Source organism: Nitrospiraceae bacterium (genome assembly GCA_021373015.1).
Taxonomy (GTDB): domain Bacteria; phylum Nitrospirota; class Thermodesulfovibrionia; order Thermodesulfovibrionales; family UBA1546; genus JAJFTJ01.
Map to the genome: position 1 here is coordinate 104,444 of JAJFTJ010000005.1, position 23,642 is coordinate 128,085.

A 23,642-nucleotide genomic window follows, 5' to 3' on the forward strand; every position below is an offset into this window, starting at 1 on the left:
AACAAACACAATTTAATATGCTGCGCTATTATATACAATAAGCATGCTATTTATAAATTTGCTTGATAAAATCAAGGGTTTTTTTAATTCCTGATTCTAATGGGACAACCGGATTCCAGCCAAGTTCTTCTTTTGCCAGTGTTATATCAAGAAATATTCTTGGCAAGTCAAATGAGCGTTTTTCCTTATATTCAATTTTTATTTCACTATGAGTAACATTGCGAATAGCAGTTAAAATATCGTTAATTGAAATGCCTGTCCCGCTGCCTATATTAAATATATGAGATTTAGTTCTGGTTATAGCTGCTCTATGAATTCCATCTATAAGGTCATCAATGAAAATAAAATCACGCACTATTTCTCCATCGCCCCATATCTCTATTACTTCATTTCTAACCGCTTTTCCAAGAAAGACAGATATCGCACCTTGGATTCCAGCTGGATTCTGCCTGCTTCCATATGGATTTGACGGACGAATAATCGTATAACTCAGTCCGTACAGATAGCTGAAAAGTTCCAGATACTTTTCGATTGCCAGTTTCGTTATTCCATATGAGCATAAAGGATTGGTAGGACAGTCTTCTTTTATTGGCAAGGTGTTAGGCAGTCCATAAATTGTGCCGCCTGAAGAAATAAAGACAATATGTTTAATTTTTTGTGCAATACATTGCTCCAACAAATATATGGTGTCAATTAAGTTGGATTGAATGTCAAAAGCTGGATCATCATTTGAAGTCTTTGGCAGAGTAGTGCTTATTAGATGAAAAACAATCTCAATATTATGTAAAGCTTCAGTCAATAATCCTCTGTTGCCAAAATCACCATATAGGTAATCAACAGAGCAAATAGGAGAACGGTAATGTTCTTCATATTTGTCGAAAACTCGGACATGATGCCCCTCTGAGATAAGTTTATCAACCAGATGAGAGCCTATAAAACCATTTCCCCCAAGTACAAGGCAATTCAAGATATAATCTCTTCCCTATTGTCTTCTCTATTGATATAAAAGTACAAATTTGTTCCATTATACCATAACTATGCTTGCGAAATATGGCATGAACAACTGTCAATATTTATTGATCCTGTTAATTTTAAAGAGAAATTTTATATTCAGGCTGAGTTGAATTTATGTTAGAATATAACGCTTTTCCAAAGGCTATTCTATGAACTCAGAGAGGAGATAAATGGCAAAGGTTCCAATAAGTATTGAAGAAGAAATGAAGGCTTCCTACCTTGATTATGCTATGAGCGTAATTATCGGGAGGGCATTGCCAGATATAAGGGACGGGTTAAAGCCTGTCCAGAGAAGAATTCTATATGCAATGTTTAGAGAGGGACTCCTTTCTAACAAGAAATACTCCAAGTGTGCTGGTGTTGTCGGTGAAGTGCTTAAAAAGTACCACCCGCACGGTGACTCTGCTGTTTATGATGCACTTGTAAGGCTTGCTCAGGACTTTAATATGCGCAATCCACTGATAGACGGACAGGGCAACTTCGGCTCTATTGATGGAGACCCTGCAGCAGCTTATCGTTATACAGAGGCAAGACTTGCAAAGCTCGCAGAAGAGCTTCTTGAGGACATAGACAAAGATACAGTTGATTTCACTGCTAACTTTGACGAGACAACAGAAGAGCCTGTTGTGCTCCCATCAAGGGTTCCTAACCTTATCATTAACGGATCATCAGGGATTGCTGTTGGAATGGCAACAAATGTCCCGCCTCATAATCTTGGCGAGATAATTGATGGACTAGTAATGCTGCTTAAGAATCCTGAGATCAGTATTAAGCAGCTTGCAAATATAATAAAAGGCCCTGATTTTCCAACTGGGGGGATTATACACGGCACAGGCGGGATTACTGATGCCTATAACACTGGCAGAGGATTAATAAAGATAAGGGCCAAAGCAAAGATCGAAGAACAAAAAAGAGGGAACAATATTATCATCACTGAGCTTCCTTATCAGGTCAATAAGGCAAGACTAATAGAAAAAATAGCCGAGCTTGTAAGGGATAAAAAGATAGAAGGCATATCAGAGATAAGAGATGAGTCTGACAGAGACGGCATCAGGGTTGTTCTTGAGTTAAAAAGAGGCGAGATGGCAGAAGTAATGCTGAACAATCTATACAAGCACACCCAGATGGAATCAACATTCGGGATTATAATGCTTGCGCTTGTAGGCAATCAGCCAAGGGTCTTGAATCTAAAAGATATGCTTAAGTATTTCTTGCAACACAGGCGTGATGTTGTTATCAGAAGGACAAAATTCGAGCTGAGGAAAACAGAAGAAAGAGCACATATATTAGAAGGCTTAAAGACTGCGCTTGATAATCTTGATGCGATTATTTCCCTCATCAGAAAATCAAAGACCCCTGAGGAAGCAAGGAATGGGTTGATGAGTAACTATCCGCTTTCAGAAATTCAGGCTCAGGCAATACTGGATATGAAACTGCAGCGCCTTACCGGGCTTGAAAGAGATAAGATAATGAGCGAATACAAAGAAGTGTTAAAGGAAATTGAAAGACTGAAGGCCATACTTGCAAGTGAAACTCTGATAGCAAAGGTAATAAACGATGAACTGATTGAAATTAGAGAGAAATATACTGAAGAAAGAAGAACCGAGATAAGCGCAGAGACAAAAGAAATAACAATAGAAGACCTGATAACAGAAGAAGATATGGTTATAACTTTTTCGCATCAGGGCTATATAAAGAGAAATCCTCTGTCTGAATATAGAAGCCAGCGAAGAGGCGGTAAAGGACTTATTGGCATGGAGACAAAAGAAGAGGATTTCGTTGAACAGCTTTTTATCGGCTCTACGCATGATTACATGCTTTTTTTCTCGAACATTGGGAAACTTTACTGGTTGAAGGTATATCAGATTCCGGAGGCAGGTCGTGCTTCAAAAGGAAAGGCGCTTGTAAATCTGCTCCAGCTTTCTCAGGGAGAAAGAATATCAACAGCAATCTCTGTCCGAGATTTTAAAGAGGGATATCTTGTGATGTTTACAAAAAATGGTACAGTGAAGAAGACCGCACTTGAGGAATACAATAACCCTAGAGGAAAGGGAATCATCGCTATCACGCTCGATAAAGGCGATGAGTTGATTGCTGTCAAGAAAACAGACGGTAAAAGCGATTTGATTATAGGTACGATTAATGGTCTTGCAATACGCTTTAATGAAGATGATGTCCGCGACATGGGGCGTACTGCAAAGGGAGTAAGAGGAATCCGCATTGGAAAAGATGATGCGGTTGTTTCAGCGGAGGTTGCCGAGGACAAGACAGCGCTTCTTACAATCACTGAAAGAGGAATGGGTAAGAGGACAATGATCGAGGAATATCCAATGCAGGGAAGAGGCGGCAAAGGTGTAATATCAATAAAGACCACTGAGAAAGGCGGGAAGTCAGTGGGTCTCATTCTCGTAAGGGAAGAAGATGAGATAATAATGATCACAAATTCAGGAAAACTGATAAGAACAAAGGCGGATAATATTTCCATGCAAGGCAGAAACACGCAGGGCGTAAGGGTCATGGATGTTGAAAAGGGAGACAAGATTGTAAGTTTTGGCAAGGTTGCAGAGAAGGATTAATAATCATGACATATGAAAAACTTTGACAAATATAACTTATGAACAATACAATTAAAATTCCGCTGTATTTTATTGGTTTTGTGCTTCTGGGTTTTTTATTCGCTTACATTACGTTCCAGATAATCAGCTTCAGCAAGACAGTTGATGTGCCTGATCTTTCAGGTAAAAGTCTTGTTGAAGCAAATGAGATGTTGAAAAAAATAAAGCTTAGCCTCAAGATTGGAGGCGAAGATTTCGATGCATCAGCGCCGCCAGGAAAAATTATAAAGCAGGATGCTCCTCCAGGGAGCAAATTAAAAGAACAAAGAGCAGTAAAGGTGATAATAAGCAGAGGAACAAGAATTCAGGAAATACCGTTTGTTGTCGGTGAGCCTTCCGACAAGGCAGAATCAATACTTCTTCAAAAAGGATTTAAGCTAAACAGGATAATCCGCGTACATTCAAACAGCATTGAAAAAGACAGAGTTATTGCACAGAGGCCTGGACCTGATGATAAATCAGAAGGAAAGGTTGTGCTTATTGTCAGCGCAGGAAATTATGATACAGTATATTATTGTCCTGATTTTCAGGGGAAATCACAGGAAGAGGCAATACAGATTGCTGAAAAGCTCGGACTGAAACTCAGAATTATAGGTTCAGGGGATTTAATAAGATCTCAGAAGCCGAGACCTGGCGCTCAGATTAAAAAAGGTGAGACAGTGCTGGCTCAGATTGAGAGTTCACAGCCGATGAGGGATGCAGAAAAACTTAGAGGAGGAACAGGATGGTAAAAATTGCTCCATCGATACTTTCAGCTGATTTTACTCGTTTGGGCGAAGAAATAAAAAATTCAGACTCAGCAGGCATTGACCTTTTCCATATCGATATAATGGATGGTCATTTTGTACCGAATATTACTATTGGGCCTTCAGTTGTTAAGGCAATAAAAAAGATAACAAAAACTCCTCTTGATATTCACCTTATGATAGAAAATCCCGATAAATATCTAGATGAATTCATTGATGCCGGAGCTGATTATCTCGCAGTGCATGTTGAAGCATGTATCCACTTGCACAGGACTGTCCAACATATAAAAGAAAGGAAAATAAAGGCAGGGGTGTCTCTTAATCCGGCAACGCCGCTGTCAACTCTTGAGAATATAATAAGCGATCTTGATTTTGTGCTTGTTATGTCTGTTAACCCTGGATTTGGCGGACAGGATTTTATTCCTCAGGCATTAGATAAAATAAAAGCCTTGAAAAAAATGATTGTAGACAAGAAACTCTCAACCTTGATCGAGATAGACGGCGGAGTAAAACTTGACAATGCAAAAGAGGTCGCAAAGGCCGGCGCAGACATGCTTGTAATAGGTTCTGGATTTTTTAACCACAAACAGGGCGAAATAACAAAGGAAGATTATATCTCTTTCACAAAGAAACTGCGGAACATACTGGTTTAATAATTATAAAAATCCCATGATTAACATCCCAGAAAAACAATACCTTCACGCGGAGAACCTGAAAAACAGCGCTAAATATTTAAAGGCGCTTGCCTTATTCAACAAAACAATCAGTCTTTATAAAAAAGAAAAGAATAAACAAATGTCTTTAGAGGGAATTCGTAACTGTTTTCTGTCGCTTGCTGACATCTACCGCATGACTGGTGATTTCAGATCTGCAATCAAAAACTATAAAAAAGCAGACAGTCTATGCATTAAATTAAAAGACAGACAGACATCTGCAGATGCATCGGTCGGAATAGGACTCTCGCTGAGAGCAATGGGCAGATGGAAAGATGCATTAAAATTATTTTCAGAGGCAAAAAAACTATATATTTTTAACAAGGATAGGGAAGGCATTGCTTTTGTGTGTTGGGCTGAAGCAGGTGCATTGAGAATAGAAGGCAATATCCCTGAAGCTATAAAGACATTTAATAATGCACTAGAATTATTCAAGAAACTCAAAAACAGGACAGGCTTGGGATACTGTTTGTGCGGCCTTGGGGGAACAAACAGGATTGCAGGACTCTTCGATAAATCTCTTAAATACTACAGAGAAGCAAATAAAACATTCAGAGGATTAGATGACATATTCGGCATCGCATATTCTTATTGCGGTGTTGGAAATGCACTGAGAATGATGAATGATTATGACGGAGCTCATAAAAATTTCAAGAATGCAGAGAAACTTTACAGAAAAATAGGCGACATTGTTAGTTACTCATATACTTTGTGGAGTCTTGGAAAAACTTTAACCATGACCGGAAAGTTCAAAACAGCTTTAAAATATTTTGATAAGGCAGATAAACTTTTTAGAAAAACAGGTGATTCAAGGGGAAGAATATATTGCAGTCTTGGGAAAGGCGAAATAGAATTCCTCAAGGGTAAAAAAGCATCAGCATGCAGACTCTTTCGAGCCGCTTTTGAAAAAGCAGTTGAGGATATGTTTCTTGTGGAAAAATGCCATGCAAAGGCATTTCTTAGTTTTTTAGATGGAAAATCAGACAACAATTGCTATAATAAGCTCGGCTTAAAACTTAAATTCAGGTCTATTCCGTTTAATATTCCCTGATAGTATTCGATATCAGGCATCATGAAGGAGAACATGAAGGTATTAAATCTTCCAAATACTTTAACAATAATGCGTATAGTTACTATACCTGTTTTTACAACAGCTGTGATATACAAAAGGTATGACTATGCGCTTTATCTTTTTATATTTGCAGCGCTTACAGATACTCTTGACGGGCTTTTTGCAAGACTGACAGACCAGAAAACAGCATTCGGAACATTTCTTGATCCTCTGGCAGACAAGTTTCTGCTCGTTACCGCATTCATTGTTTTTGCGGTTAGCGGTTTGATTCCGCTATGGCTTACTATAACAATAGTGAGCAGAGACGTTATTGTTGTTATGGGATGGATAGTAATATATCTTGTTGCAGGGAAATCAACTATTAATACAACCAAGACAGGAAAACTTGCGATAGCAATGCAGCTACTATTGCTTTGTTATGTGCTTCTTGATATTAATGTGCCTTCAGTGCCAGACATACACGGAATGTTAATATGGATAACAGCAATAACAACTATTGCATCAGGGCTGCATTATATTTATAGGGGTTTTAAAACTACATATGCAGAATAAATGCGGTGTGGAAATTGAAAAAATAAGAACTGAAAGCATTGCTGAAACTGCTGGGTTTCTTCCAGGAGACTTCCTGATTTCAGTAAACAATCACAAGCTCTGCGACAGCATTGATTTTATGTATTACAGGAATGAGCCTGAATTACATATTGCCCTTATGAGAAACTGGAAAAAGATATCTCTAAAGCTTGCTCCAAAAGAATCTGAAGACATTGGGATTATACTGAAGCCTTTCAGGACAAGAAGATGCAACAATAATTGTGTATTCTGCTTTGTATCACAATTACCAAAGGGGTTAAGAAAAACACTTTATTTAAAAGATGAAGATTATAGAATGTCCTTTCTCTATGGTAATTATTTAACGCTTACAAACCTAAGTGCGAAGGACAAGACAAGGATTGCAGCACAGCGCTTGAGCCCGCTTTACATCTCTGTTCATTCAACAAATAAAAATCTCAGAAATAATCTTCTTGGGAATGCAAGAGCCGGAGATATCTTAAAGGAACTGAAATTTTTTAAAGAAAATAAGATCAGGATGCATACCCAGATAGTAATGTGCCCCGGTTACAATGACGGAAAAGAACTTGAAAAGACAATAAGAGATCTGTATGGATTTTATCCATATGTGTCATCAATAGCGGTTGTGCCTGTCGGGCTTACAATGCACAGGAAAAAAGAGCTTAAACCTGTTGAAAAAGAAGATGCTGGAAAGGCAATAGGGATTATTAATGCGTTTCAGAAAAGATTTATAAAGAAACATGGAGAAACAATTGTTTATGGAGCTGATGAGCTTTATATAAAGGCAGGTTTGGCATTTCCTGCCCTAAAAGAATACGATGAATTGCCTCAGATAGAAAACGGCATTGGAATGGTGCCGATGTTTATGTCACAGTCAAGAAGAATTAGAGTTCCAGATGGCATTGTAAAAAAGAAACATTTCCTTACATTTACCGGAGTATCTTTTTATCCTTTTTTAAAAAAGTTTTCTGACAGGCTTCTGGAAAAAGACAATATACATCTCGAAGTCATCCCTGTTGAGAACACATTTTTTGGGAAATCAGTTACAGTTACTGGTCTTTTAACTGCTCGTGATGTAATAAAAACACTGACTGATAAAATTGACGGATTTAAATATCTGCTGATTCCCGATGTTGTGTTAAAAGAGGGAACAAGTGTTTTTTTGGATGATGTCACAAGAAAGGATATCGAACGGGCTCTTAATATTAAAGTAAGGGTTGTTGAGTCTACTCCTGAAGGTTTGATAAAAGGGATGATGCCTGATTACAAGGAGGCTGCATGAGAATAAGTGCCAAGACAAAAGTGATTGCTCTTTTTGGTTATCCTGTTGAACACAGTCTTTCGCCTTCAATGCATAACACAGCATTTAAACATCTGAAATTGGATTTCTGTTATGTATGCTTTTCTGTGAAGCCTGATGAATTAAAAAATGCTGCAAAGGCAATAAAGGCTCTAAGTCTTACCGGTGTCAATGTTACTGTCCCTCATAAGGAAAAGATTATGCCTTTTCTTGATGAAATTGATGCTGAAGCTGCATTTATAGGAGCTGTTAATACAGTAGTAAATGAAAATGGAAAGCTCAAAGGATATAACACTGACGGCAGGGGTTTTATGAAGTCAGTGTCAAAAGCTGGAATAACAGTAAAAAACAAGCGTGTACTGGTTATCGGCGCTGGCGGTGCGTCAAGAGCTGTTTGTTACTATCTCGGACAAAAAGCATTAAAACTTATCATATTCGATGTAAACAATAAAAAATCAAATAACCTTGCAAATGATTTAAAAGAGATCTCACCAAATATACATTCAATAAAAGAGATAACAAACCTAGAAGATATAGATTTGATAATAAATGCAACGCCTCTTGGATTAAAAAACAGTGACCCTATGCCATTGGATATTAAACTAATCAAACGAAATCATATTGTCTGCGATCTGATTTATAAAAAAACGAAATTTCTTGCATCTGCTTCAAAAAAAGGATGTAAAACAATGAGCGGGCTTGGAATGCTTTTATGGCAGGGTGTTTTTGCTTTTGAATTATGGACAGGCAAAAAACCACCGGTTGATTTAATGAAAAAAGCAATTCTCTGAAATATTATGAAAAAGTTTTTTTAAAAAATTTAAATGGTATTTACAATAATTAACAATAATTAAGCGGCTTCCTTGACTTTTGTTATGCTTCTGGTTTATAAAACGCTGTTCATGTGACGGTTTTTCTGCGGGTGTAACTCAGCGGTAGAGTGTCAGCTTCCCAAGCTGGAGGTCGCGGGTTCGAATCCCGTCGCCCGCTCCAAAGCAGTCAGTTTGCAGAGTATAATCTGCTAAATAAAAAAGGGGATATATGCTGGAAAAGAGAAAATCTTCAAGACAATATTTGAAAGAATCGGCATTTCTTGCAGCAAGCATACTCGACTTTAAAACAGCGCGTGTATGTACCTTAGAATGTGTTGTTAATGACGAAAGTGATGCTGGGATAGGTGTAAAGCTGAAGGTTCCTGTTGCCCCTGGGAATTTTGTAAGATTTCTAAATGCAAAAGAAGAAAAAAAGGGTTTTGTAGTCTGGAACGCAAAAATAATTGATAACAATATCTATAGGGCTGGGATAAAATTAATCTGATATTTTTTTAAAAATAGATAATTTTTATTGTACAAGCACCCCTTGCTATTGAATGATCAACAAATTTCCTCCCATTTTAAACAGCGCTTTAATCTTTACTTGGTTATACCCATGTGATAAAATTTATACATGAAAAGGAAGTTTTTGTTTCTTCTCTTCCTGATTTTTTCCGTTGCAGTCTTTCTGATTACAAGAGAAAACAGGGAGCTTGAAAAAGATTTTCGTTTAAAGGGAGATTCTTTTATCGAAGGATTGAAGATTGTGCAGAAAAAAAATGGGAATAATATATGGGTTCTCAATGCCAAGAGAGCTGATATCGTTGAAAAAGAGAACAAGGCGATGTTGTCTAACATCGAAATTCTAATAACAGAAAAGGAAATGAAGATAAGAGCTGCAGATGGACTTTACGACATGTCAGGGAAAAAATTTACTTTGCTTGGAAATATAATTGCAGATACAAAAGATTATACAATCATTGCTAATACAGCTGAGTGGACTTCCAATGGGGAGATAAAAACAAAAGGTGATGTTAAAATCGAGGGCAGGAGATTTACTATACAGGGTGTAGGAATCGAAGCAAATTCAGGCCAGAAGGTGAGAATATTAAAAGATGTTAAAGCGGTTTTTTATCGTTAGTGCAGTTATTCTTTTTTCCTTTACGACCAATGTTTTTTCTGAAGATAGCACAGGTCAGTTAAAGGGACCGATAATAATTACTTCTGACACACTGTCAGCTGATAACAAGGCCAGGACAGCCCTTTTTGAAAAAAATGTAGTAGCAAAGACTGAAACCATGACTCTGATGTCCGATAAGATGCTTGTATATTATGCTGAAAAAACAGGCAGCATAACAAGAATTGATGTGGAAGGTAATGTAAAATTAATAAAAAATGATCTTGTTGTTACATCAGATGTTGCAAAGTATTATGCTGATGAAAATAAAGTTGTTTTTACTGGTGAACCAAAGGCAGTTGAAAAAGGAAATGTTGTTGCAGGCGATATGATGACATATTTTATTAAAACTGAACGATTTATTGTTAATAAAAGCAGGGTATTGCTTGAAAACAAAAAGGGGAAATAAATGCATTCACTGGAAATAAAGGGAATAACTAAGAACTACGGCAATAGATGTGTTGTCAATAATCTTACTCTTAATGTTAAAACAGGAGAAATAGTAGGACTTCTGGGGCCTAATGGCGCTGGAAAGACCACTACATTTTATATGATCGTTGGAATGATTAAACCTGAGTCAGGCAGCATATTTCTTGATGGTGAGGACATAGGACAGCTTCCAATGTACCAAAAGGCACGCAGGGGAATAAGCTATCTTCCTCAAGAAGCATCAATATTTCGAAAACTGAGCGTAAGAGATAACTTAAGGGCAGTGCTTGAAATTAAGGGCTATCCTGATACAGAGACAGATGAGATGATAGAGAGCCTTATTGATGAATTCAATTTGAGTAAATTTGCAGACAGGGACGGTTACAGGCTTTCAGGAGGTGAGAGGAGAAGAAGCGAGATTGCAAGATCTCTTGCGCTAAAACCTACTTTTATACTCTTTGATGAGCCTTTTACTGGTATTGACCCGTTAGCAATTATAGAGCTTAAAAAAATGCTTACCTATCTTAAAAACAAGGGGCTGGGCATAATAATAACAGATCACAATGTCCGAGATACACTGTCTATAACAGACAGGGCATATATTATAAGTAACGGAAATGTATTGGCAGAGGGAGCGCCTCATGTAATCGTTGAAAACCCTCAAGTCCAGACAGCGTATCTTGGAGAAGGATTTAAGTTTAATTAATGGTACTAGGACAGAGATTAGAGCTTAAACTTTCTCAAAAACTTGTACTTACTCCACAGCTTCAGCAGGCAATCAAACTGCTTCAGATGCAGCAGCTTGAACTTTCCCAAACACTTTCTCAGGAACTTACTGAAAATCCTTTTCTTGAAGAAATTATTGAAGATACTGCAAAAGAAGAATTTATAAATGGCGAACCAGATTTATCAGAAAATGAAACTGCAAATGATGATGCTGAGTCTCCCCTTGAAAAAATGATATCGAACATGAAGGGATTCAGCAATGATGAATATTTCGAGGAAAGAGGAAGCGACGGACGAGACCTTGGTTATTTTGTCCCAGGAACAAACACCATGCCTGTATTTGATCAGTTTGCGACAAAAGCTGATGATATATATGATCATCTTACGTGGCAGCTGCGCCTTTCCAATGCAACTGAAGATATAAGAAAAATAGGGGAAATTGTAATTGGAAACATTGATGAGAACGGCTATCTGACAGCAACTGACGAAGAAATTTCGCAGTCAGCCGGAGTTAATAGAGAAAATGTCGCTGATACAATTAAGCTTATCCAGGAGTTTGATCCTCCTGGAATATGTGCGAGAGATACAAAAGAATGTCTTCTCATACAACTTAGACTTTTAGGGCTCACCGGGACTCTTGCAGAAAAAATAGTAGTTAACAATATCAATGAACTCAGGAAAAAAAATTACAGCCAGATTGCACGCATATGCAATGTGACTCATGAAGATGTGATGACTGCTGTTAAGGTTATTGAAGGGCTCGAACCCAAACCTGCAAGAAATTTTTCTTCTGCAACTGTTGATTACATTACGCCTGATGTATTTCTTGTTAAGAATGAAGACGGCTATCAGATAATTCTTAATGATGACAGGATTCCAAAACTGAAAATAAACAGTTTCTATAAGAAACTTCTTACTCAGAAAGATTCTTTTTCTCCGGAGGAAAGGCAGTTTCTTGAAGAAAAATTTCGTTCTGCAACATGGCTTTTGAAGAGCCTTGACCAGAGAAGCAGAACAATATACAGGGTAACGGAGAGCATACTGAAATTTCAATTAGATTTTTTCGATAAGGGAATCCAGCATCTGAAGCCTCTTAATTTAAAGGATGTTGCGCTGGAACTTGGCCTGCATGAGAGCACTATAAGCAGAGTAACGTCTAATAAATATCTTTCATGCGATCATGGAGTTATATGTTTTAAGTTTTTTTTCTGCAGTGCCCTGCAGCGAAGCACAGGAGACGTATCATCGACTTCTGTGAAAGACCTTATTAAAAAGATAGTTTCAGAAGAAAATTCAAATAAACCTCTGAATGACCAGCGGATTACAGAGATGCTTCAAAAAAGCGATATCAGAATTGCAAGAAGGACTGTCGCAAAATATAGGGAAGAACTTAAGATTCCTTCCCAAAACCATAGAAAAAAATTTGCATAGGAGGGGAAATTGAACATCATAATAACCGGCAGACATATGGAAATAACTCCTGCATTAAAAGAGTATGCTGAGAAAAGGATTAGTAAGTTTGAGAAGTATCTTGCAAATATTCAAGAAGCAGTTGTCACCTTTAGTGTTGAGAAAAAATACAGGCATAAAGTTGAAGTGCTTATTAAGGTCAACGGGGTGATGATGCAGGCTGAGAGCACTACAGAGGAAATATACTCTGCAATAGACGAAGTTGTTGATAAACTTGAAAAACAATTAAAGAAATACAAAGAAAAACTTTCTTCTTACAGAAAGGGTGAAAATAAAGAACAGGACATTCCGTTACAGAAAATCCAAGATGAGATAGGGAGCATTATAAAAAGAAAACAGTTTGATATGAAGCCGATGAGCCCTGACGAGGCTGTTATGCAAATGGACTTAATGCATAAAGACTTCTATGTTTTCACAAATGAACTCAGCGGAGACATTAATGTAGTTTATAGAAGAAAAGACGGAAATTTTGGGTTGATAGAGCCTGCGAAATAAGAGTGCTTGGTGTTTTAATAATGCTTACACATATAAAAACATGACAAAAGCAACTGTTGTCATAATTTCAGGACTTTCAGGTTCAGGGAAAACTGTTGCGCTAAGAGCTCTTGAAGACGTTGGTTTTTTTTGTGTGGATAATCTTCCAATTACTCTTGTTGATATTTTTATCGCTCATCTTGCAGAGGAAAAAGATGTATTAAAGATCGGGATAGGCATTGATATCAGGGAACAGACATTCCTTTTAAAATTTAGCCCTACAATTGAAACTCTTAGAGAAAAATACAATGTTGAAATTATATTTCTTGAAGCAGAGATTGGAATTTTAGCAAGGAGATATAAAGAAACAAGAAGGCCTCATCCTCTTTACGCCGGGATCTCTGATATTGACAAGGCGATAAATAAGGAAAAACGCATGCTTCTAATACTGCGGAAAGAGGCTGACAGAATTATCGATACTTCTTCATACACGCCTCATCAGTTAAGGCAATTAATCACATCTCTATATAAGGGCGTGTCAATCAGCAGGAGAATGTCATTGACTCTATTGTCATTTGGTTATAAATACGGAGTTCCTCTAAATGCTGATCTGCTCTTTGATGTCAGGTTTCTACCAAATCCCCATTTTATACCAAAACTAAAAGATTTAACCGGGCTTAATAAAGCTGTAAAAAAATTTGTTTTAGACAAAAAAGATACAAAAAATTTCATTAAAAAATTGAAGTCTTTTCTTGATTTTCTTGTGCCGATGTATATAAAAGAAGGGCGGTCTTATTTGACCATCGGCATAGGCTGCACCGGAGGCAAGCATCGAGCTCCTGCTATAGCTGAAAAAATAAAAAAAATGATAAGCCAACATTCGGTGGATATTAGTGTTATCCACAGGGAAATTTAAAAGAACAATCTTTTGAAAATATTTCATAAAATGATCTGTTAGTTGATTTATAATAAAAACATGGCACTGCTTGATATTAAGAAATATCCTGAGAATGTATTGAAGGCAAAAACTTTGCCTGTAACTGATATTAATGTTGATATACAACATCTTGTTAATGATATGTTGGAGACAATGTATGATGCAGGCGGAATCGGACTCGCGGCTAATCAGGTCGGCATCCTTAAAAGGCTTTGTGTCATTGATTTAAGGGCTGCAAACGAGCAAACTCCGCTCATCGTCTTGATAAACCCTGAAATTATAGAAAAAACTGGGATAGCTGAGGCTGAAGAAGGATGCTTGAGTGTCCCTGATTACAGAGCAAAAGTGAGAAGGGCTGAACAGATATTTGTTAAAGGAATGGATATAACAGGCAGGCTTGTTGAGATAGAAGCAAAAGATCTTCTTGCCCGAGTTCTTCAGCATGAAATTGATCATCTTGACGGTTTCCTTTTTATTGACAGGCTGACGCCTATTAAAAAAGATTTTTTCAAAAAGCAGCACAAAAAAAAGAGCGTTAAAAACAGATAATGCGCATAGTTTTTTTCGGCACTCCGTTATTTGCAGTTTCATCATTAAATAAACTAATTGAAGCAGGAGAAGACGTAATTGCAGTAGTAACACAGGCAGACAAGAAAAAAGGCAGAGGGAAGATTCTCTCTGAATCTCCTATAAAAGAAACTGCTTTAAAAAAAGGTATTCGTGTTTTACAGCCATTGGGAATGAAAGATGAGAATTTTTTTGACAAACTTCAAATTTTAAAGCCAGAACTTATAGTAGTTGTTGCCTATGGAAAGATACTGCCAGAAAAAATTCTTAATCTGCCTTGCATGGGATGTGTCAATGTTCATGCCTCGATTCTTCCAAAATACCGCGGAGCAGCTCCAATTCAATGGACCATTATTAATGGTGAAAAAACAACTGGAGTTACTACAATGCTTATTGATAAAGGTTTGGACACAGGAGACATTCTGCTTCAAAAAGAACTTGCGATAACCCGTGATGATACAACAGAAAGTTTGAGCATTAAGCTGTCTGAGCTTGGAGCATCGCTTCTACTGGAAACCATAGATAAATTGAAAAACGGTTCAATAAGACCATTAAAACAGCCAGATGAGGCAACTTATGCTCCTATTATAAAAAAAGAAGATGGTTTGATTATCTGGTCAAGAAAATCTGAGGAATTGTATAATTTTATCCGCGGAATGCATCCTTGGCCTGGAGCATATTGCTATTTAAGAAATGAGAGAATTAAACTTATAAAAGTAGAATCAATTGAAGGCTCTGGAACTCCTGGAAGAATTGAGAAGATAGGTAAGAATAATTTAATTGTGGGAACAGGCAGCGGACTGATTTCAATAGTCGAACTTCAACCAGAAGGGAAGGGCATGATGCCAGCAGGGGCTTTTATTCAAGGCAGAGATATTAAAGAAGGAATGTATTTTGATGAAAAATAAATTAACAAGAGGATTTGTACTCAGGATTATGTATCCTCTTTTTATGATTGCAGGATCTTTTAAAAAAGATAAAAAAGAAGATATTCAGCGATTTATAATAAATCTTAATAACAAGCTTGTTAAATCAGAAGGCAAAAAAACCAAAAAGCTATTGCTGCTCCTTCCTCATTGCCTCCAGATAAATGATTGTGACATCAGGCTGACGCACAACATACACAACTGCAAAAAATGCGGGAGATGTGAGATAAAGGAACTTATACAGATAGCAGATAAATATAAGCTTGAACTTTTTATTGCTTCCGGCGGAAGACTCGCAAGAAGAATCGTAAAAGATATATCGCCTGAGGCAATAGTTGCGGTTGCATGTGAGGCAGACCTCAGCGAAGGAATTGTCGATATGTATCCCATGCCTGTGCTTGGGATCCCTAATGAACGGCCTTTCGGACCTTGTTTTAATACACAGGTAAACCTCGAAAGAGTCAAAGAGGCAATAAAATTTTTTGCACATAATTCAAATTCAGTTTGAATGGAGAAGATATCATTAAACAATTCAAATTTGATTTAAAACTTGACTGCAGCGGACTTTGGTCACCACTGCCTGTTATAAAGGTTAAGAAGACGCTCGATCATATGAGCAAAGGTGAAATACTTAAGATAACAGCAACGGACACCAATGCAGAAAATGATATGCTTGGATATCTGAACAGTTCAGGCCATGAATTTATCGGCAAGGAAGAGGCTGAGGGAGAATATTTTTATTATATAAAAAAAGCTGTTTAACTTTTATCGGCCTGCCGTTTTTTTTGTTGAAATAGTCTGTTCAAAAACATTAGTATCAAGTGTTTTTTAATGGAAGACTAAATGCATTATGTAAAACTCCAATATCCTGTTCATACAATTGAAGGCAAAATGCTGCTTCAATCAGGCATTGAGCTTACAGAAAAAGTACTCAATGATCTTATCAGGTCTAATAACAGATCGAGCTGCAGACAATATACATTGTTTGAATATGGAAATCTTAAAAAAGATTTAACAGAGTTTCTTGAACAGCCTCCATACAATTTGATTTTTTCTAATAAGGGGAGAATAGAAAGTTTTTTCAAAACAATGTCAGAAGTGAAAATTTTATTGCCGCTTCTTCAAGCTTTTGACTATTTCAGGCACTACGACTTTTATACATACAGACATATTCTTATTGTATTCGCAATGACTTCTCTTATTGCGCAGGATATTATCCCAAAATATAAGTCTTTTGTTTCTAAAATTGTTTCAAGTACAAATCATGACATTGGAAAGATATGTCTGCCTCTTAACGTGCTTCAAAAAACAAATCCATTGACAAGAACTGAGCGCGGGTTGTTAGAACACCATTCGGCGGCTGGATACGTATTGCTCAATTACTATTTGAAAGATGCTCATAGTTTTTATGGGATGGTTGCAAGGGATCATCATGAGCGCAAAGACGGCTCTGGATATCCGAGAGGCATAAAACTAAGAGATGAAATAGTGGAGATCATAACTGTTTGTGACATATATGACGCGCTTGTATCTCCCAGACCATACAGACCAATATCTTATGATAATAGAACTGCTATCGAAGAGCTTACAGCTATGGCTGAAAGAAAAGAAATAGGATTAAAAGCTGTTAGAGTTTTGGTATCACATAATCGCAAGGATAGTCCAAGTTATAGTCAGGTTAACATCTCATTGGAAAAAAGAGGCACGCCTCCGCCAGGGAATCTATATGGAATAATCAAGGACTGAAAAAGGCATTAATCTTCTTTTTTTAGCTTCCTATAAAGATCTTCTCCAACACATTCCTTGGCATGTTTACACCATTGAATGCATGACCCAATGTCATTGTATACGGTAAATCCACAGTTGCTGCATTGAACTTCTATATCAGTAGAAAAAACCTCGACCTCACTGTTGCAGTCAGGGCATTTTTTTATTTTGATTGTAGGAGTTCTTAAATTGCCTGCTCCAGGACATTGTTCTTTTTTCATAGCCTCCCCTTTAAGACTACTTGCTTTAGTATGCGATTTTTAACTAAACACAAATATGATTTCAATCATAATTATTGACTACATTTCAACTTTTGTAAGAACTCCGTGAAGTTTTTTTGCTGGAAATTCATAAAACTGTATGAAGGTAGAGGTGTTTCTCTTGATGAAATAAAATATTTTCCATATAATGTTTCTTGTGCTTATGTCTTCAACTCCATAAAAAACAGTGCGCTCTTCTATCCCTGCTTCCCTGAGAATCTCTTCAATATCTACTAATTCCATATATCCCATTTGTATTTCAAATACGCGCAGCCCCTTGCTAATATCTTCTTTAAAAAAACCTACTACTCCAAAAGGATCATCTCTTTTAATTATTGAGATGAAGATATTGTCCTCATACAGCACCCCGTGATAAAACATTGTCTGTGTAATATAAAAGGGGATTTCTTTTGTGTCTTTTATCAAAAAAAGCGCTGTTCCTCTTATTAATGTAGTTGTATCGTAAACTCTGTTAAATTTGTGCACGAATTCATCAATAGACATAAAATCCATCATCTTGTATAGCATTTTCTGCCCTTGTGTATAGAGGATTATCATTATAAAAGGGATTGCTGCAATTATCAGTGACCAATAGCCTCCATGAGGTATCTTGTAAAAATTTGAAATCAAATACGATATATCAATACATGTTACAAAAAGGCTTATGAATGTTAAAAAAGGTTTTTTCTTAAGATAGAATATCCATGCCATAATGATACCTGTCAGAGTCATTGTTCCTGTAACTGCCAGCCCGTAAGCAGCAGCAAGTCTGCTCGATTCCTTGAACTCGAGCATTATAAAAAGCACTGAAACAAGAAGAAACCAGTTGATTGATGCAAGGTATATCTGTGATTTTCTCTCAACAGAGGTGTATTGAACCTTGAACATTGGCATTATTCTTGTCGTAATTCCCTGATAAACTATCGAGAACATTCCGCTTATCATTGCCTGCGATGCTATAACAGTTGCAATTATGCTCAGGAAAACAAAGGGTATATACAAAAGTTTTGCATGATACATTATCATTCCGAATAAAATTGTTTTTGCATCTGGGTTTGCTATAAGAAATGCCCCCTGCCCAAGATAGTTAAACACTAGTGCAATAAAAACTCCTCCCCATGCCTGTCTTATGGGTTTGCCGCCCAAGTGTCCCATGTCTGCGTACAATGCTTCTCCGCCTGTTGCACAGAGAATTATTTCTCCAAGAGCAATAAATCCAATAAAGCCATTATCAACTAAGAATTTTATTCCCCAATATGGATTCAATGCATTTACGATAACAGGTGTCTGAACAATAGAAAATAAACCGATCCCTGCTATAACTACGAACCATACAAGCATAATTGGTCCGAATGCACCTGCAACTTTTTCAGTGCCTTTTTTTTGAAAGGCAAAGAGCAAAATCGCTATTATTGCGGCAATCATTACTGTAACATTCTTGGAAATATTTTCTAATCCTGGGATTAGCAAAGAACCTTCAACAGCGCTGAGTATGCTTATTGCTGGAGTGATTACTCCGTCGCCAATCAAGAGAGAAACCCCGATTATTGTGAGAAAAAATACAAAAATAGTCTTCCTTTTTGAGCTGAAAAGCGAGGATAGTATTTCTTTTAAGACTATAGTACCGCCTTCACCTCTTCTGCTAAGGCTCATTGCAAGCCATGCATACTGAACAGTGACAAGCGTTACAAGAGTCCATATTATTAAAGATGTGACTCCGAGGATGTTATTGACAGTATGCTGAAGCTCAAGGGATAAAAAAACTACTGTCATGGTGTATATAGGGCTTGTGCCAATATCGCCAAACACAAGGCCAAGAGCCTTGATTATGCCTGTTGATGTTTTTTGTTTTTCTAGCATACAAATTTTATGATATCTTCAAAACGCTGTATTTTATACATTATGATGGTTAGGGTAAAGAGAAAAACTTGTCAGAACCCGTATTCTTTCCATTTTTTGTCAACCAATCTTTTTATGTCATCACTCATGGAGATTTCTTCAGGCCAGTCGCGCATCATCCCTTCTTCGCGTGTTTTTCTTGTTGCATCAAGTCCCATCTTTGCCCCATATCTTGGCCAATTTGAAGCATGGTCAAGGGCGTCAAGCGGTCCGTCAGTTACTATTACATCACGCTTCCAGTCAACATTATTAAGCACTCTCCATGCTGTATAAGAAAGATTCTGCACATCCACATCATCATCAACAACTATAAGTAATTTTGAGAACATCATCTGTCCTTTTCCCCAGAGGCCGTTGATTATTTTTTTTGCATGTCCCGGATAGCTCTTTTTTATCGAAATAAGCGCGAAATTATGGAATACGCCTTCCATTGGAAGATTAATGTCTTTTATCTCAGGGAAGTCTAATCTTAAAAGAGGGAGAAAAATCCTCTCGGTTGCTTTTCCCATGTAGCAGTCTTCCATTGGAGGTTTTCCAACAAGTGTTGCAGGATATATCATGTCTTTTCTGTGAGTTATACATGTGACATGAAAAACAGGATAGGGCTCTGCAGGAGAATAAAAACCAGTATGGTCGCCGAATGGTCCTTCCATTCTTGTCTCGCCAGGTTCAAGATATCCTTCGATAACCATCTCAGAGTTTGCAGGCACTTCTATATCGCTTGTTATGCATTTAACCATTTCAACAGGTGCATTTCTCAAAAATCCTGCAAAAAGCATCTCATCGATCGATTCAGGCAAAGGAGCGCTTGAAGAATATATAACAGCAGGGTCGCTTCCAACTGCTATTGCTGCAGGCATTCTCATGCCAAGTGTTTTGTATTTCTCATAATGCCGTGCTCCGTCTTTATGTATATGCCAGTGCATACCTGTTGTTGTTTTATCGTAAATATGTATTCTATACATTCCACAGTTCTGTCTTCCTGTTTCAGGGTCTTTTGTGAAAACCATAGGAAATGTTATAAATCTTCCTTCATCTTCGGGCCGGCCATCATGAGGCCAACATTTTATTATTGGAAATTTGGAAAGATTAGGATTGTTTTTTTCTATAATTTCATGGCATGGAGAGTTTTTTACATATTTAGGAAGATATTTGGAAAACTCAACCAGTTTTGGCAATAATGCAAGTTTTTCTGTCAAAGTTTTTGGCGGCGCCTGATTAAGTATTTTTTCAATACGTTTTCCAATATCATCAAGATTCTTAACTTCTAAAGAAAGACATATCCTTTCAAATGAACCAAATAGATTTGTAGTTAAAGGAAAAGCTGAACCTTTTACTTTTTCAAAAAATAAAGCCTTTCCTCCATCTTTACTTTTTGACATTCTGTCAGTAATCTCAGCTATCTCGAGTATTGGGTCGACTTCAGTTCTTATCCTATGAAGCAGTTGTTTTTGCTCTAATATTTTAATAAATTCTCTTAGGTCTTTGTATGCCATAAAACCTCTCAAGTATAATACCACATAGTATAAATCAGTCATGACAAGAAAATTAAACTAATTTCTTCTTGACAATGCCCTATCTGCTTAATATAATTAAGAAAAACATCATTTCAAGGCGTAGCTTTTTTGGGGGTATGTATGACAAAGGCTGATCTTGCAGATGCAATCTTTCAGAAAGTAGGTCTCTCCAAAAAAGAAGCACAGGATATAATAGAGATTATTTTTGATTCTCTGAAACAAACATTCAAAGAAGGCGAGTCTGTAAAGATCTCTGGTTTCGGCACTTTCATAGTAAGAAAAAAGGCTTCAAGAAGAGGAAGGAATCCCAAGACAGGCGAGGATATAGAAATAACTCCGCGAAAGGTTATTACTTTCAGGATCAGCAATAAGCTTAAATTAATTATCGAACAGTAAAAATGTATAAATCTACAGCAAGAATAATCAACGCAGAAAAGCCCTATCCTGACAAACTTTTCTATAAAATTGGAGAAGTCAGCAGAATTGCAGAGGTCGAGCCTTATGTACTCAGATACTGGGAAACTGAGTTCTCTTTTTTAAAACCAAGGAAAAATAAATCAGGGCAGAGAGTTTATGTTAAAAAAGATCTTGAGCTTATCCTTCAGATAAAAAAACTGCTATATCAGGAAAGATATACTATTGAAGGAGTAAGAAAACAGTTTGAAGAAATAGGACACAGCAAACAGATATTAGAGTCAAAGGCTGCTGATAGCATCCCCGCCAGCAGGGTTGTAGATCATGTCAAAAAAAGACTCAGAGATATTTTGAGTCAGATAAAGTAATCGGGAATCGGGGCGTAGCGCAGCCTGGCAGCGCACTCGCTTGGGGTGCGAGTGGTCGGCAGTTCAAATCTGCTCGCCCCGACCATAAAATCATCAAATGAAATCGTCAACTATTCTGTTCGTTTACAAAATTCTGATAACTGAATTAATATACAAAGAGGTTACTACATGACAAAGACTAAAATAGAACTTAAAGATATTCCCAATCAGAAGGCTTTGCTTAGAAGAATCAGCGTATTTTCAGTTTTTATTATTGTAATTTATATACTTTTACTTTTGTCGGGTCAGTTCTGCTGCGATAATTCTGCTGGTTATGTAACTATTGTTTTGTTTCTTCTTTTAGCTATGGCAGTCATTCTTACAGGGTGCGAGTTATTTGCAAACGGGATAGAACATGTAGGCAGAAAGCTTGAGTTATCTCACGCAACATCTGGAAGTATACTTGCAGCAGTAGGCACAGCGCTTCCTGAAACTCTTCTTCCTGCGCTTGCTCTGATCTTTGGACAGAAGGGTCATGCTGAATCAATAGCAGTCGGCGCAATACTTGGAGCTCCCTTTATGCTCTGCACATTGGCTTTTTTCATGGTTGGCACTGTTTCTTTGATACTATGGTTTTTGAAAAAAAGAAAGCATCCTGTTGTACATACCAATATTTCTTCTTTGAAAACAGAGCTCATATTTTTTATTGCTGTGATGACCGGTGTTCTGATGATTTCTCTGTTAAATAGCAGCCTGATAAATCACATTGGAGCAATATCATTGCTGATGGTTTACGCTTTTTTTGTAAAAGTGTCATTCAGTCATTCTGCAGAAGAAGGCGAGGAATATTCTGAACACTTCCATTTCAGTTTCATCATGGCTTGCCCTGCCAGCAGGATATGGATAACAATTCAGACCCTTATTGGGTTAGGACTTATTGTTGTTGGTGCGCACATTTTTGTTAATTATCTTACTGTATTGTCCATAAAATCAGGTATTTCATCACTTGTTCTTTCGCTTTTACTTGCGCCTGTTGCAACAGAGCTTCCTGAAAAATTCAATTCAATAACATGGACTATAAAAAGAAAAGATACACTTGCAATCTCGAATATTACAGGGGCAATGGTCTTTCAGTCGACAATCCCAGTTTCCATCGGATTAATGTTTACAGAATGGAAACTGGGCAGCACTGAATTGCTGAACATTATTTTATCTCTTACTGTAGCAGCAGCGATTCTCCTTGTTGTTAACACCATGAAAAGACTGCCTTCGTGGGTATTGATGTGCTGCGGCTTGATATATCTAATGTATATTATCAGGGTTTTTTTCCTGAACTAAAATTCAATTCCCTTCCGAGCTTTAACTCCATTTGAAAAAGGATGTTTTGTTATCTTCATTTCTGTAACATAGTCTGCATTCCTAATAAGTCTTTTGGTTGCTCCTCTTCCAGTAAGAACAAGTTCAAGACTGGATGGTTTATTTAAGATTAAATCCAGCGCTTCATCTTCTGTAATTAGTTTTTCTGAGAGCAGACAGTTAAATTCATCAAGTATTATCATGTCAAATTTTTCATTGCGCGTTATTTTTTTTATAAAACTGAGGGCTTTTGTCGTATTTTTTTTAAGTTGATCTCTATTTATATCCGGATTAAAGAAAGGCGAAGATATTTTAGAGAACTTTTTAATTTTTACAGATAAATTTTTTAGAACATTTGTCTCTCCTTTATCAACATCACTTTTCATGAACTGGATGAACAAAACCTTTAATCCTCTGCTTTTTGCCCTGACAGCTAATCCCACAGCAGCAGTTGTTTTGCCCTTGCCCTTGCCAGTGTATATATGTACGCAGCCATGTTTCATGAGATTACTTTATCATATTTATCATGGTTTC

General features: G+C 37.1%; 27 protein-coding genes and 2 tRNA genes. 24 read left to right on the forward strand and 5 right to left on the reverse strand.

Annotation, left to right across the window (positions count from 1 at the left end):
* Positions 1–46: 46 nt before the first annotated feature.
* Positions 47–967, reverse strand: a complete 921-nt coding sequence (locus LLF28_01865) for an NAD-dependent epimerase/dehydratase family protein (protein ID MCE5194193.1) — start codon at positions 965–967, stop codon at positions 47–49.
* Positions 968–1,184: 217 nt separating this feature from the next.
* Between LLF28_01865 and gyrA the strand changes: the two genes are divergently transcribed.
* From gyrA to LLF28_01965, 20 genes are all read left to right on the forward strand, one after another.
* Positions 1,185–3,590: a DNA gyrase subunit A gene (gene gyrA / locus LLF28_01870; GenBank protein MCE5194194.1), complete on the forward strand. Its 2,406-nt coding sequence runs from the start codon at positions 1,185–1,187 to the stop codon at positions 3,588–3,590.
* Between the two features lie 38 nt (positions 3,591–3,628).
* Positions 3,629–4,360: a PASTA domain-containing protein gene (locus tag LLF28_01875; protein ID MCE5194195.1), complete on the forward strand. Its 732-nt coding sequence runs from the start codon at positions 3,629–3,631 to the stop codon at positions 4,358–4,360.
* On the forward strand, positions 4,354–5,028 hold the full coding sequence (gene rpe / locus LLF28_01880) for a ribulose-phosphate 3-epimerase (GenBank protein MCE5194196.1): 675 nt from the start codon (positions 4,354–4,356) through the stop codon (positions 5,026–5,028). Before LLF28_01875 ends, rpe begins: the two co-directional genes overlap by 7 nt.
* 16 nt (positions 5,029–5,044) lie before the next feature.
* The gene (locus LLF28_01885) at positions 5,045–6,139 is read left to right on the forward strand and encodes a tetratricopeptide repeat protein (GenBank protein ID MCE5194197.1); all 1,095 of its coding nucleotides are present in this window, start codon (positions 5,045–5,047) and stop codon (positions 6,137–6,139) included.
* 21 nt (positions 6,140–6,160) lie between these two features.
* Positions 6,161–6,712: a CDP-alcohol phosphatidyltransferase family protein gene (locus LLF28_01890; GenBank protein MCE5194198.1), complete on the forward strand. Its 552-nt coding sequence runs from the start codon at positions 6,161–6,163 to the stop codon at positions 6,710–6,712.
* Positions 6,702–8,012 (forward strand): DUF512 domain-containing protein, encoded by a 1,311-nt coding sequence (locus LLF28_01895; GenBank protein MCE5194199.1) that lies wholly within the window; start codon positions 6,702–6,704, stop codon positions 8,010–8,012. The genes LLF28_01890 and LLF28_01895 overlap by 11 nt, the downstream gene beginning before the upstream one ends.
* A complete protein-coding gene (gene aroE / locus LLF28_01900) occupies positions 8,009–8,821 on the forward strand; it encodes a shikimate dehydrogenase (GenBank protein MCE5194200.1) in 813 nt (270 codons plus the stop codon). The genes LLF28_01895 and aroE overlap by 4 nt, the downstream gene beginning before the upstream one ends.
* A gap of 127 nt (positions 8,822–8,948) precedes the next feature.
* Positions 8,949–9,023, forward strand: a tRNA-Gly gene (locus LLF28_01905).
* 48 nt (positions 9,024–9,071) lie between these two features.
* Positions 9,072–9,347 (forward strand): hypothetical protein, encoded by a 276-nt coding sequence (locus tag LLF28_01910; protein ID MCE5194201.1) that lies wholly within the window; start codon positions 9,072–9,074, stop codon positions 9,345–9,347.
* 129 nt (positions 9,348–9,476) lie between these two features.
* On the forward strand, positions 9,477–9,983 hold the full coding sequence (gene lptC, locus LLF28_01915; protein ID MCE5194202.1) for an LPS export ABC transporter periplasmic protein LptC: 507 nt from the start codon (positions 9,477–9,479) through the stop codon (positions 9,981–9,983).
* The gene (locus LLF28_01920; GenBank protein ID MCE5194203.1) at positions 9,958–10,428 is read left to right on the forward strand and encodes an LptA/OstA family protein; all 471 of its coding nucleotides are present in this window, start codon (positions 9,958–9,960) and stop codon (positions 10,426–10,428) included. Before lptC ends, LLF28_01920 begins: the two co-directional genes overlap by 26 nt.
* Entirely contained in the window at positions 10,429–11,154 is a 726-nt protein-coding gene (lptB, locus tag LLF28_01925; protein MCE5194204.1) for an LPS export ABC transporter ATP-binding protein, read from the forward strand.
* Positions 11,154–12,605, forward strand: a complete 1,452-nt coding sequence (rpoN, locus tag LLF28_01930) for an RNA polymerase factor sigma-54 (protein MCE5194205.1) — start codon at positions 11,154–11,156, stop codon at positions 12,603–12,605. The genes lptB and rpoN overlap by 1 nt, the downstream gene beginning before the upstream one ends.
* Before the next feature lie 9 nt (positions 12,606–12,614).
* Positions 12,615–13,139 (forward strand): ribosome-associated translation inhibitor RaiA, encoded by a 525-nt coding sequence (gene raiA, locus LLF28_01935; protein ID MCE5194206.1) that lies wholly within the window; start codon positions 12,615–12,617, stop codon positions 13,137–13,139.
* A gap of 40 nt (positions 13,140–13,179) precedes the next feature.
* Positions 13,180–14,034, forward strand: a complete 855-nt coding sequence (gene rapZ / locus LLF28_01940) for an RNase adapter RapZ (protein ID MCE5194207.1) — start codon at positions 13,180–13,182, stop codon at positions 14,032–14,034.
* Between the two features lie 60 nt (positions 14,035–14,094).
* Entirely contained in the window at positions 14,095–14,604 is a 510-nt protein-coding gene (gene def, locus LLF28_01945) for a peptide deformylase (GenBank protein MCE5194208.1), read from the forward strand.
* The gene (gene fmt / locus LLF28_01950) at positions 14,604–15,530 is read left to right on the forward strand and encodes a methionyl-tRNA formyltransferase (GenBank protein MCE5194209.1); all 927 of its coding nucleotides are present in this window, start codon (positions 14,604–14,606) and stop codon (positions 15,528–15,530) included. Before def ends, fmt begins: the two co-directional genes overlap by 1 nt.
* Positions 15,520–16,056: a DUF116 domain-containing protein gene (locus tag LLF28_01955; GenBank protein MCE5194210.1), complete on the forward strand. Its 537-nt coding sequence runs from the start codon at positions 15,520–15,522 to the stop codon at positions 16,054–16,056. Before fmt ends, LLF28_01955 begins: the two co-directional genes overlap by 11 nt.
* The gene (locus tag LLF28_01960) at positions 16,053–16,310 is read left to right on the forward strand and encodes a sulfurtransferase TusA family protein (protein ID MCE5194211.1); all 258 of its coding nucleotides are present in this window, start codon (positions 16,053–16,055) and stop codon (positions 16,308–16,310) included. Before LLF28_01955 ends, LLF28_01960 begins: the two co-directional genes overlap by 4 nt.
* Positions 16,311–16,391: 81 nt before the next feature.
* Entirely contained in the window at positions 16,392–17,294 is a 903-nt protein-coding gene (locus tag LLF28_01965) for a hypothetical protein (protein ID MCE5194212.1), read from the forward strand.
* Positions 17,295–17,302: 8 nt separating this feature from the next.
* Here the strand turns inward: LLF28_01965 and LLF28_01970 are convergent, their stop codons facing one another.
* From LLF28_01970 to LLF28_01980, 3 genes are all read right to left on the reverse strand, one after another.
* Entirely contained in the window at positions 17,303–17,536 is a 234-nt protein-coding gene (locus LLF28_01970) for a hypothetical protein (protein ID MCE5194213.1), read from the reverse strand.
* A 78-nt stretch (positions 17,537–17,614) separates the two neighbouring features.
* Positions 17,615–19,435: a KUP/HAK/KT family potassium transporter gene (locus LLF28_01975; protein ID MCE5194214.1), complete on the reverse strand. Its 1,821-nt coding sequence runs from the start codon at positions 19,433–19,435 to the stop codon at positions 17,615–17,617.
* A gap of 71 nt (positions 19,436–19,506) precedes the next feature.
* Positions 19,507–20,970 (reverse strand): menaquinone biosynthesis decarboxylase, encoded by a 1,464-nt coding sequence (locus LLF28_01980; protein MCE5194215.1) that lies wholly within the window; start codon positions 20,968–20,970, stop codon positions 19,507–19,509.
* Between the two features lie 141 nt (positions 20,971–21,111).
* On the opposite strand from LLF28_01980, the gene LLF28_01985 reads away from it, so the two are divergent.
* The 4 genes from LLF28_01985 to LLF28_02000 all read left to right on the forward strand — a co-directional run bounded on the left by LLF28_01985 (position 21,112) and on the right by LLF28_02000 (position 23,090).
* A complete protein-coding gene (locus LLF28_01985) occupies positions 21,112–21,387 on the forward strand; it encodes an integration host factor subunit alpha (protein ID MCE5194216.1) in 276 nt (91 codons plus the stop codon).
* Between the two features lie 2 nt (positions 21,388–21,389).
* On the forward strand, positions 21,390–21,773 hold the full coding sequence (locus tag LLF28_01990; GenBank protein MCE5194217.1) for a MerR family transcriptional regulator: 384 nt from the start codon (positions 21,390–21,392) through the stop codon (positions 21,771–21,773).
* An 8-nt stretch (positions 21,774–21,781) separates the two neighbouring features.
* Positions 21,782–21,858 (forward strand) — tRNA-Pro (locus LLF28_01995).
* A gap of 83 nt (positions 21,859–21,941) precedes the next feature.
* Positions 21,942–23,090 (forward strand): hypothetical protein, encoded by a 1,149-nt coding sequence (locus LLF28_02000; GenBank protein ID MCE5194218.1) that lies wholly within the window; start codon positions 21,942–21,944, stop codon positions 23,088–23,090.
* On the opposite strand, the gene LLF28_02005 is transcribed toward LLF28_02000, so the two are convergent.
* Positions 23,087–23,611, reverse strand: coding sequence for a cob(I)yrinic acid a,c-diamide adenosyltransferase (locus LLF28_02005; protein ID MCE5194219.1), 525 nt, complete (start codon positions 23,609–23,611; stop codon positions 23,087–23,089). The two genes, LLF28_02000 and LLF28_02005, sit on opposite strands and share 4 nt — an antisense overlap.
* Between the last annotated feature and the right edge of the window lie 31 nt (positions 23,612–23,642).

Coding starts and splice junctions, on each gene's coding strand:
- gyrA (MCE5194194.1), top strand. CDS start 1,185: ATGGCAAAGGTTCCAATAAGTATTGAAGAAGAAATGAAGGCTTCCTAC.
- LLF28_01875 (MCE5194195.1), top strand. CDS start 3,629: ATGAACAATACAATTAAAATTCCGCTGTATTTTATTGGTTTTGTGCTT.
- rpe (MCE5194196.1), top strand. CDS start 4,354: ATGGTAAAAATTGCTCCATCGATACTTTCAGCTGATTTTACTCGTTTG.
- LLF28_01885 (MCE5194197.1), top strand. CDS start 5,045: ATGATTAACATCCCAGAAAAACAATACCTTCACGCGGAGAACCTGAAA.
- LLF28_01890 (MCE5194198.1), top strand. CDS start 6,161: ATGAAGGAGAACATGAAGGTATTAAATCTTCCAAATACTTTAACAATA.
- LLF28_01895 (MCE5194199.1), top strand. CDS start 6,702: ATGCAGAATAAATGCGGTGTGGAAATTGAAAAAATAAGAACTGAAAGC.
- aroE (MCE5194200.1), top strand. CDS start 8,009: ATGAGAATAAGTGCCAAGACAAAAGTGATTGCTCTTTTTGGTTATCCT.
- LLF28_01910 (MCE5194201.1), top strand. CDS start 9,072: ATGCTGGAAAAGAGAAAATCTTCAAGACAATATTTGAAAGAATCGGCA.
- lptC (MCE5194202.1), top strand. CDS start 9,477: ATGAAAAGGAAGTTTTTGTTTCTTCTCTTCCTGATTTTTTCCGTTGCA.
- LLF28_01920 (MCE5194203.1), top strand. CDS start 9,958: ATGTTAAAGCGGTTTTTTATCGTTAGTGCAGTTATTCTTTTTTCCTTT.
- lptB (MCE5194204.1), top strand. CDS start 10,429: ATGCATTCACTGGAAATAAAGGGAATAACTAAGAACTACGGCAATAGA.
- rpoN (MCE5194205.1), top strand. CDS start 11,154: ATGGTACTAGGACAGAGATTAGAGCTTAAACTTTCTCAAAAACTTGTA.
- rapZ (MCE5194207.1), top strand. CDS start 13,180: ATGACAAAAGCAACTGTTGTCATAATTTCAGGACTTTCAGGTTCAGGG.
- def (MCE5194208.1), top strand. CDS start 14,095: ATGGCACTGCTTGATATTAAGAAATATCCTGAGAATGTATTGAAGGCA.
- fmt (MCE5194209.1), top strand. CDS start 14,604: ATGCGCATAGTTTTTTTCGGCACTCCGTTATTTGCAGTTTCATCATTA.
- LLF28_01955 (MCE5194210.1), top strand. CDS start 15,520: ATGAAAAATAAATTAACAAGAGGATTTGTACTCAGGATTATGTATCCT.
- LLF28_01965 (MCE5194212.1), top strand. CDS start 16,392: ATGCATTATGTAAAACTCCAATATCCTGTTCATACAATTGAAGGCAAA.
- LLF28_01970 (MCE5194213.1), bottom strand. CDS start 17,536: ATGAAAAAAGAACAATGTCCTGGAGCAGGCAATTTAAGAACTCCTACA.
- LLF28_01975 (MCE5194214.1), bottom strand. CDS start 19,435: ATGCTAGAAAAACAAAAAACATCAACAGGCATAATCAAGGCTCTTGGC.
- LLF28_01980 (MCE5194215.1), bottom strand. CDS start 20,970: ATGGCATACAAAGACCTAAGAGAATTTATTAAAATATTAGAGCAAAAA.
- LLF28_01985 (MCE5194216.1), top strand. CDS start 21,112: ATGACAAAGGCTGATCTTGCAGATGCAATCTTTCAGAAAGTAGGTCTC.
- LLF28_01990 (MCE5194217.1), top strand. CDS start 21,390: ATGTATAAATCTACAGCAAGAATAATCAACGCAGAAAAGCCCTATCCT.
- LLF28_02000 (MCE5194218.1), top strand. CDS start 21,942: ATGACAAAGACTAAAATAGAACTTAAAGATATTCCCAATCAGAAGGCT.
- LLF28_02005 (MCE5194219.1), bottom strand. CDS start 23,611: ATGAAACATGGCTGCGTACATATATACACTGGCAAGGGCAAGGGCAAA.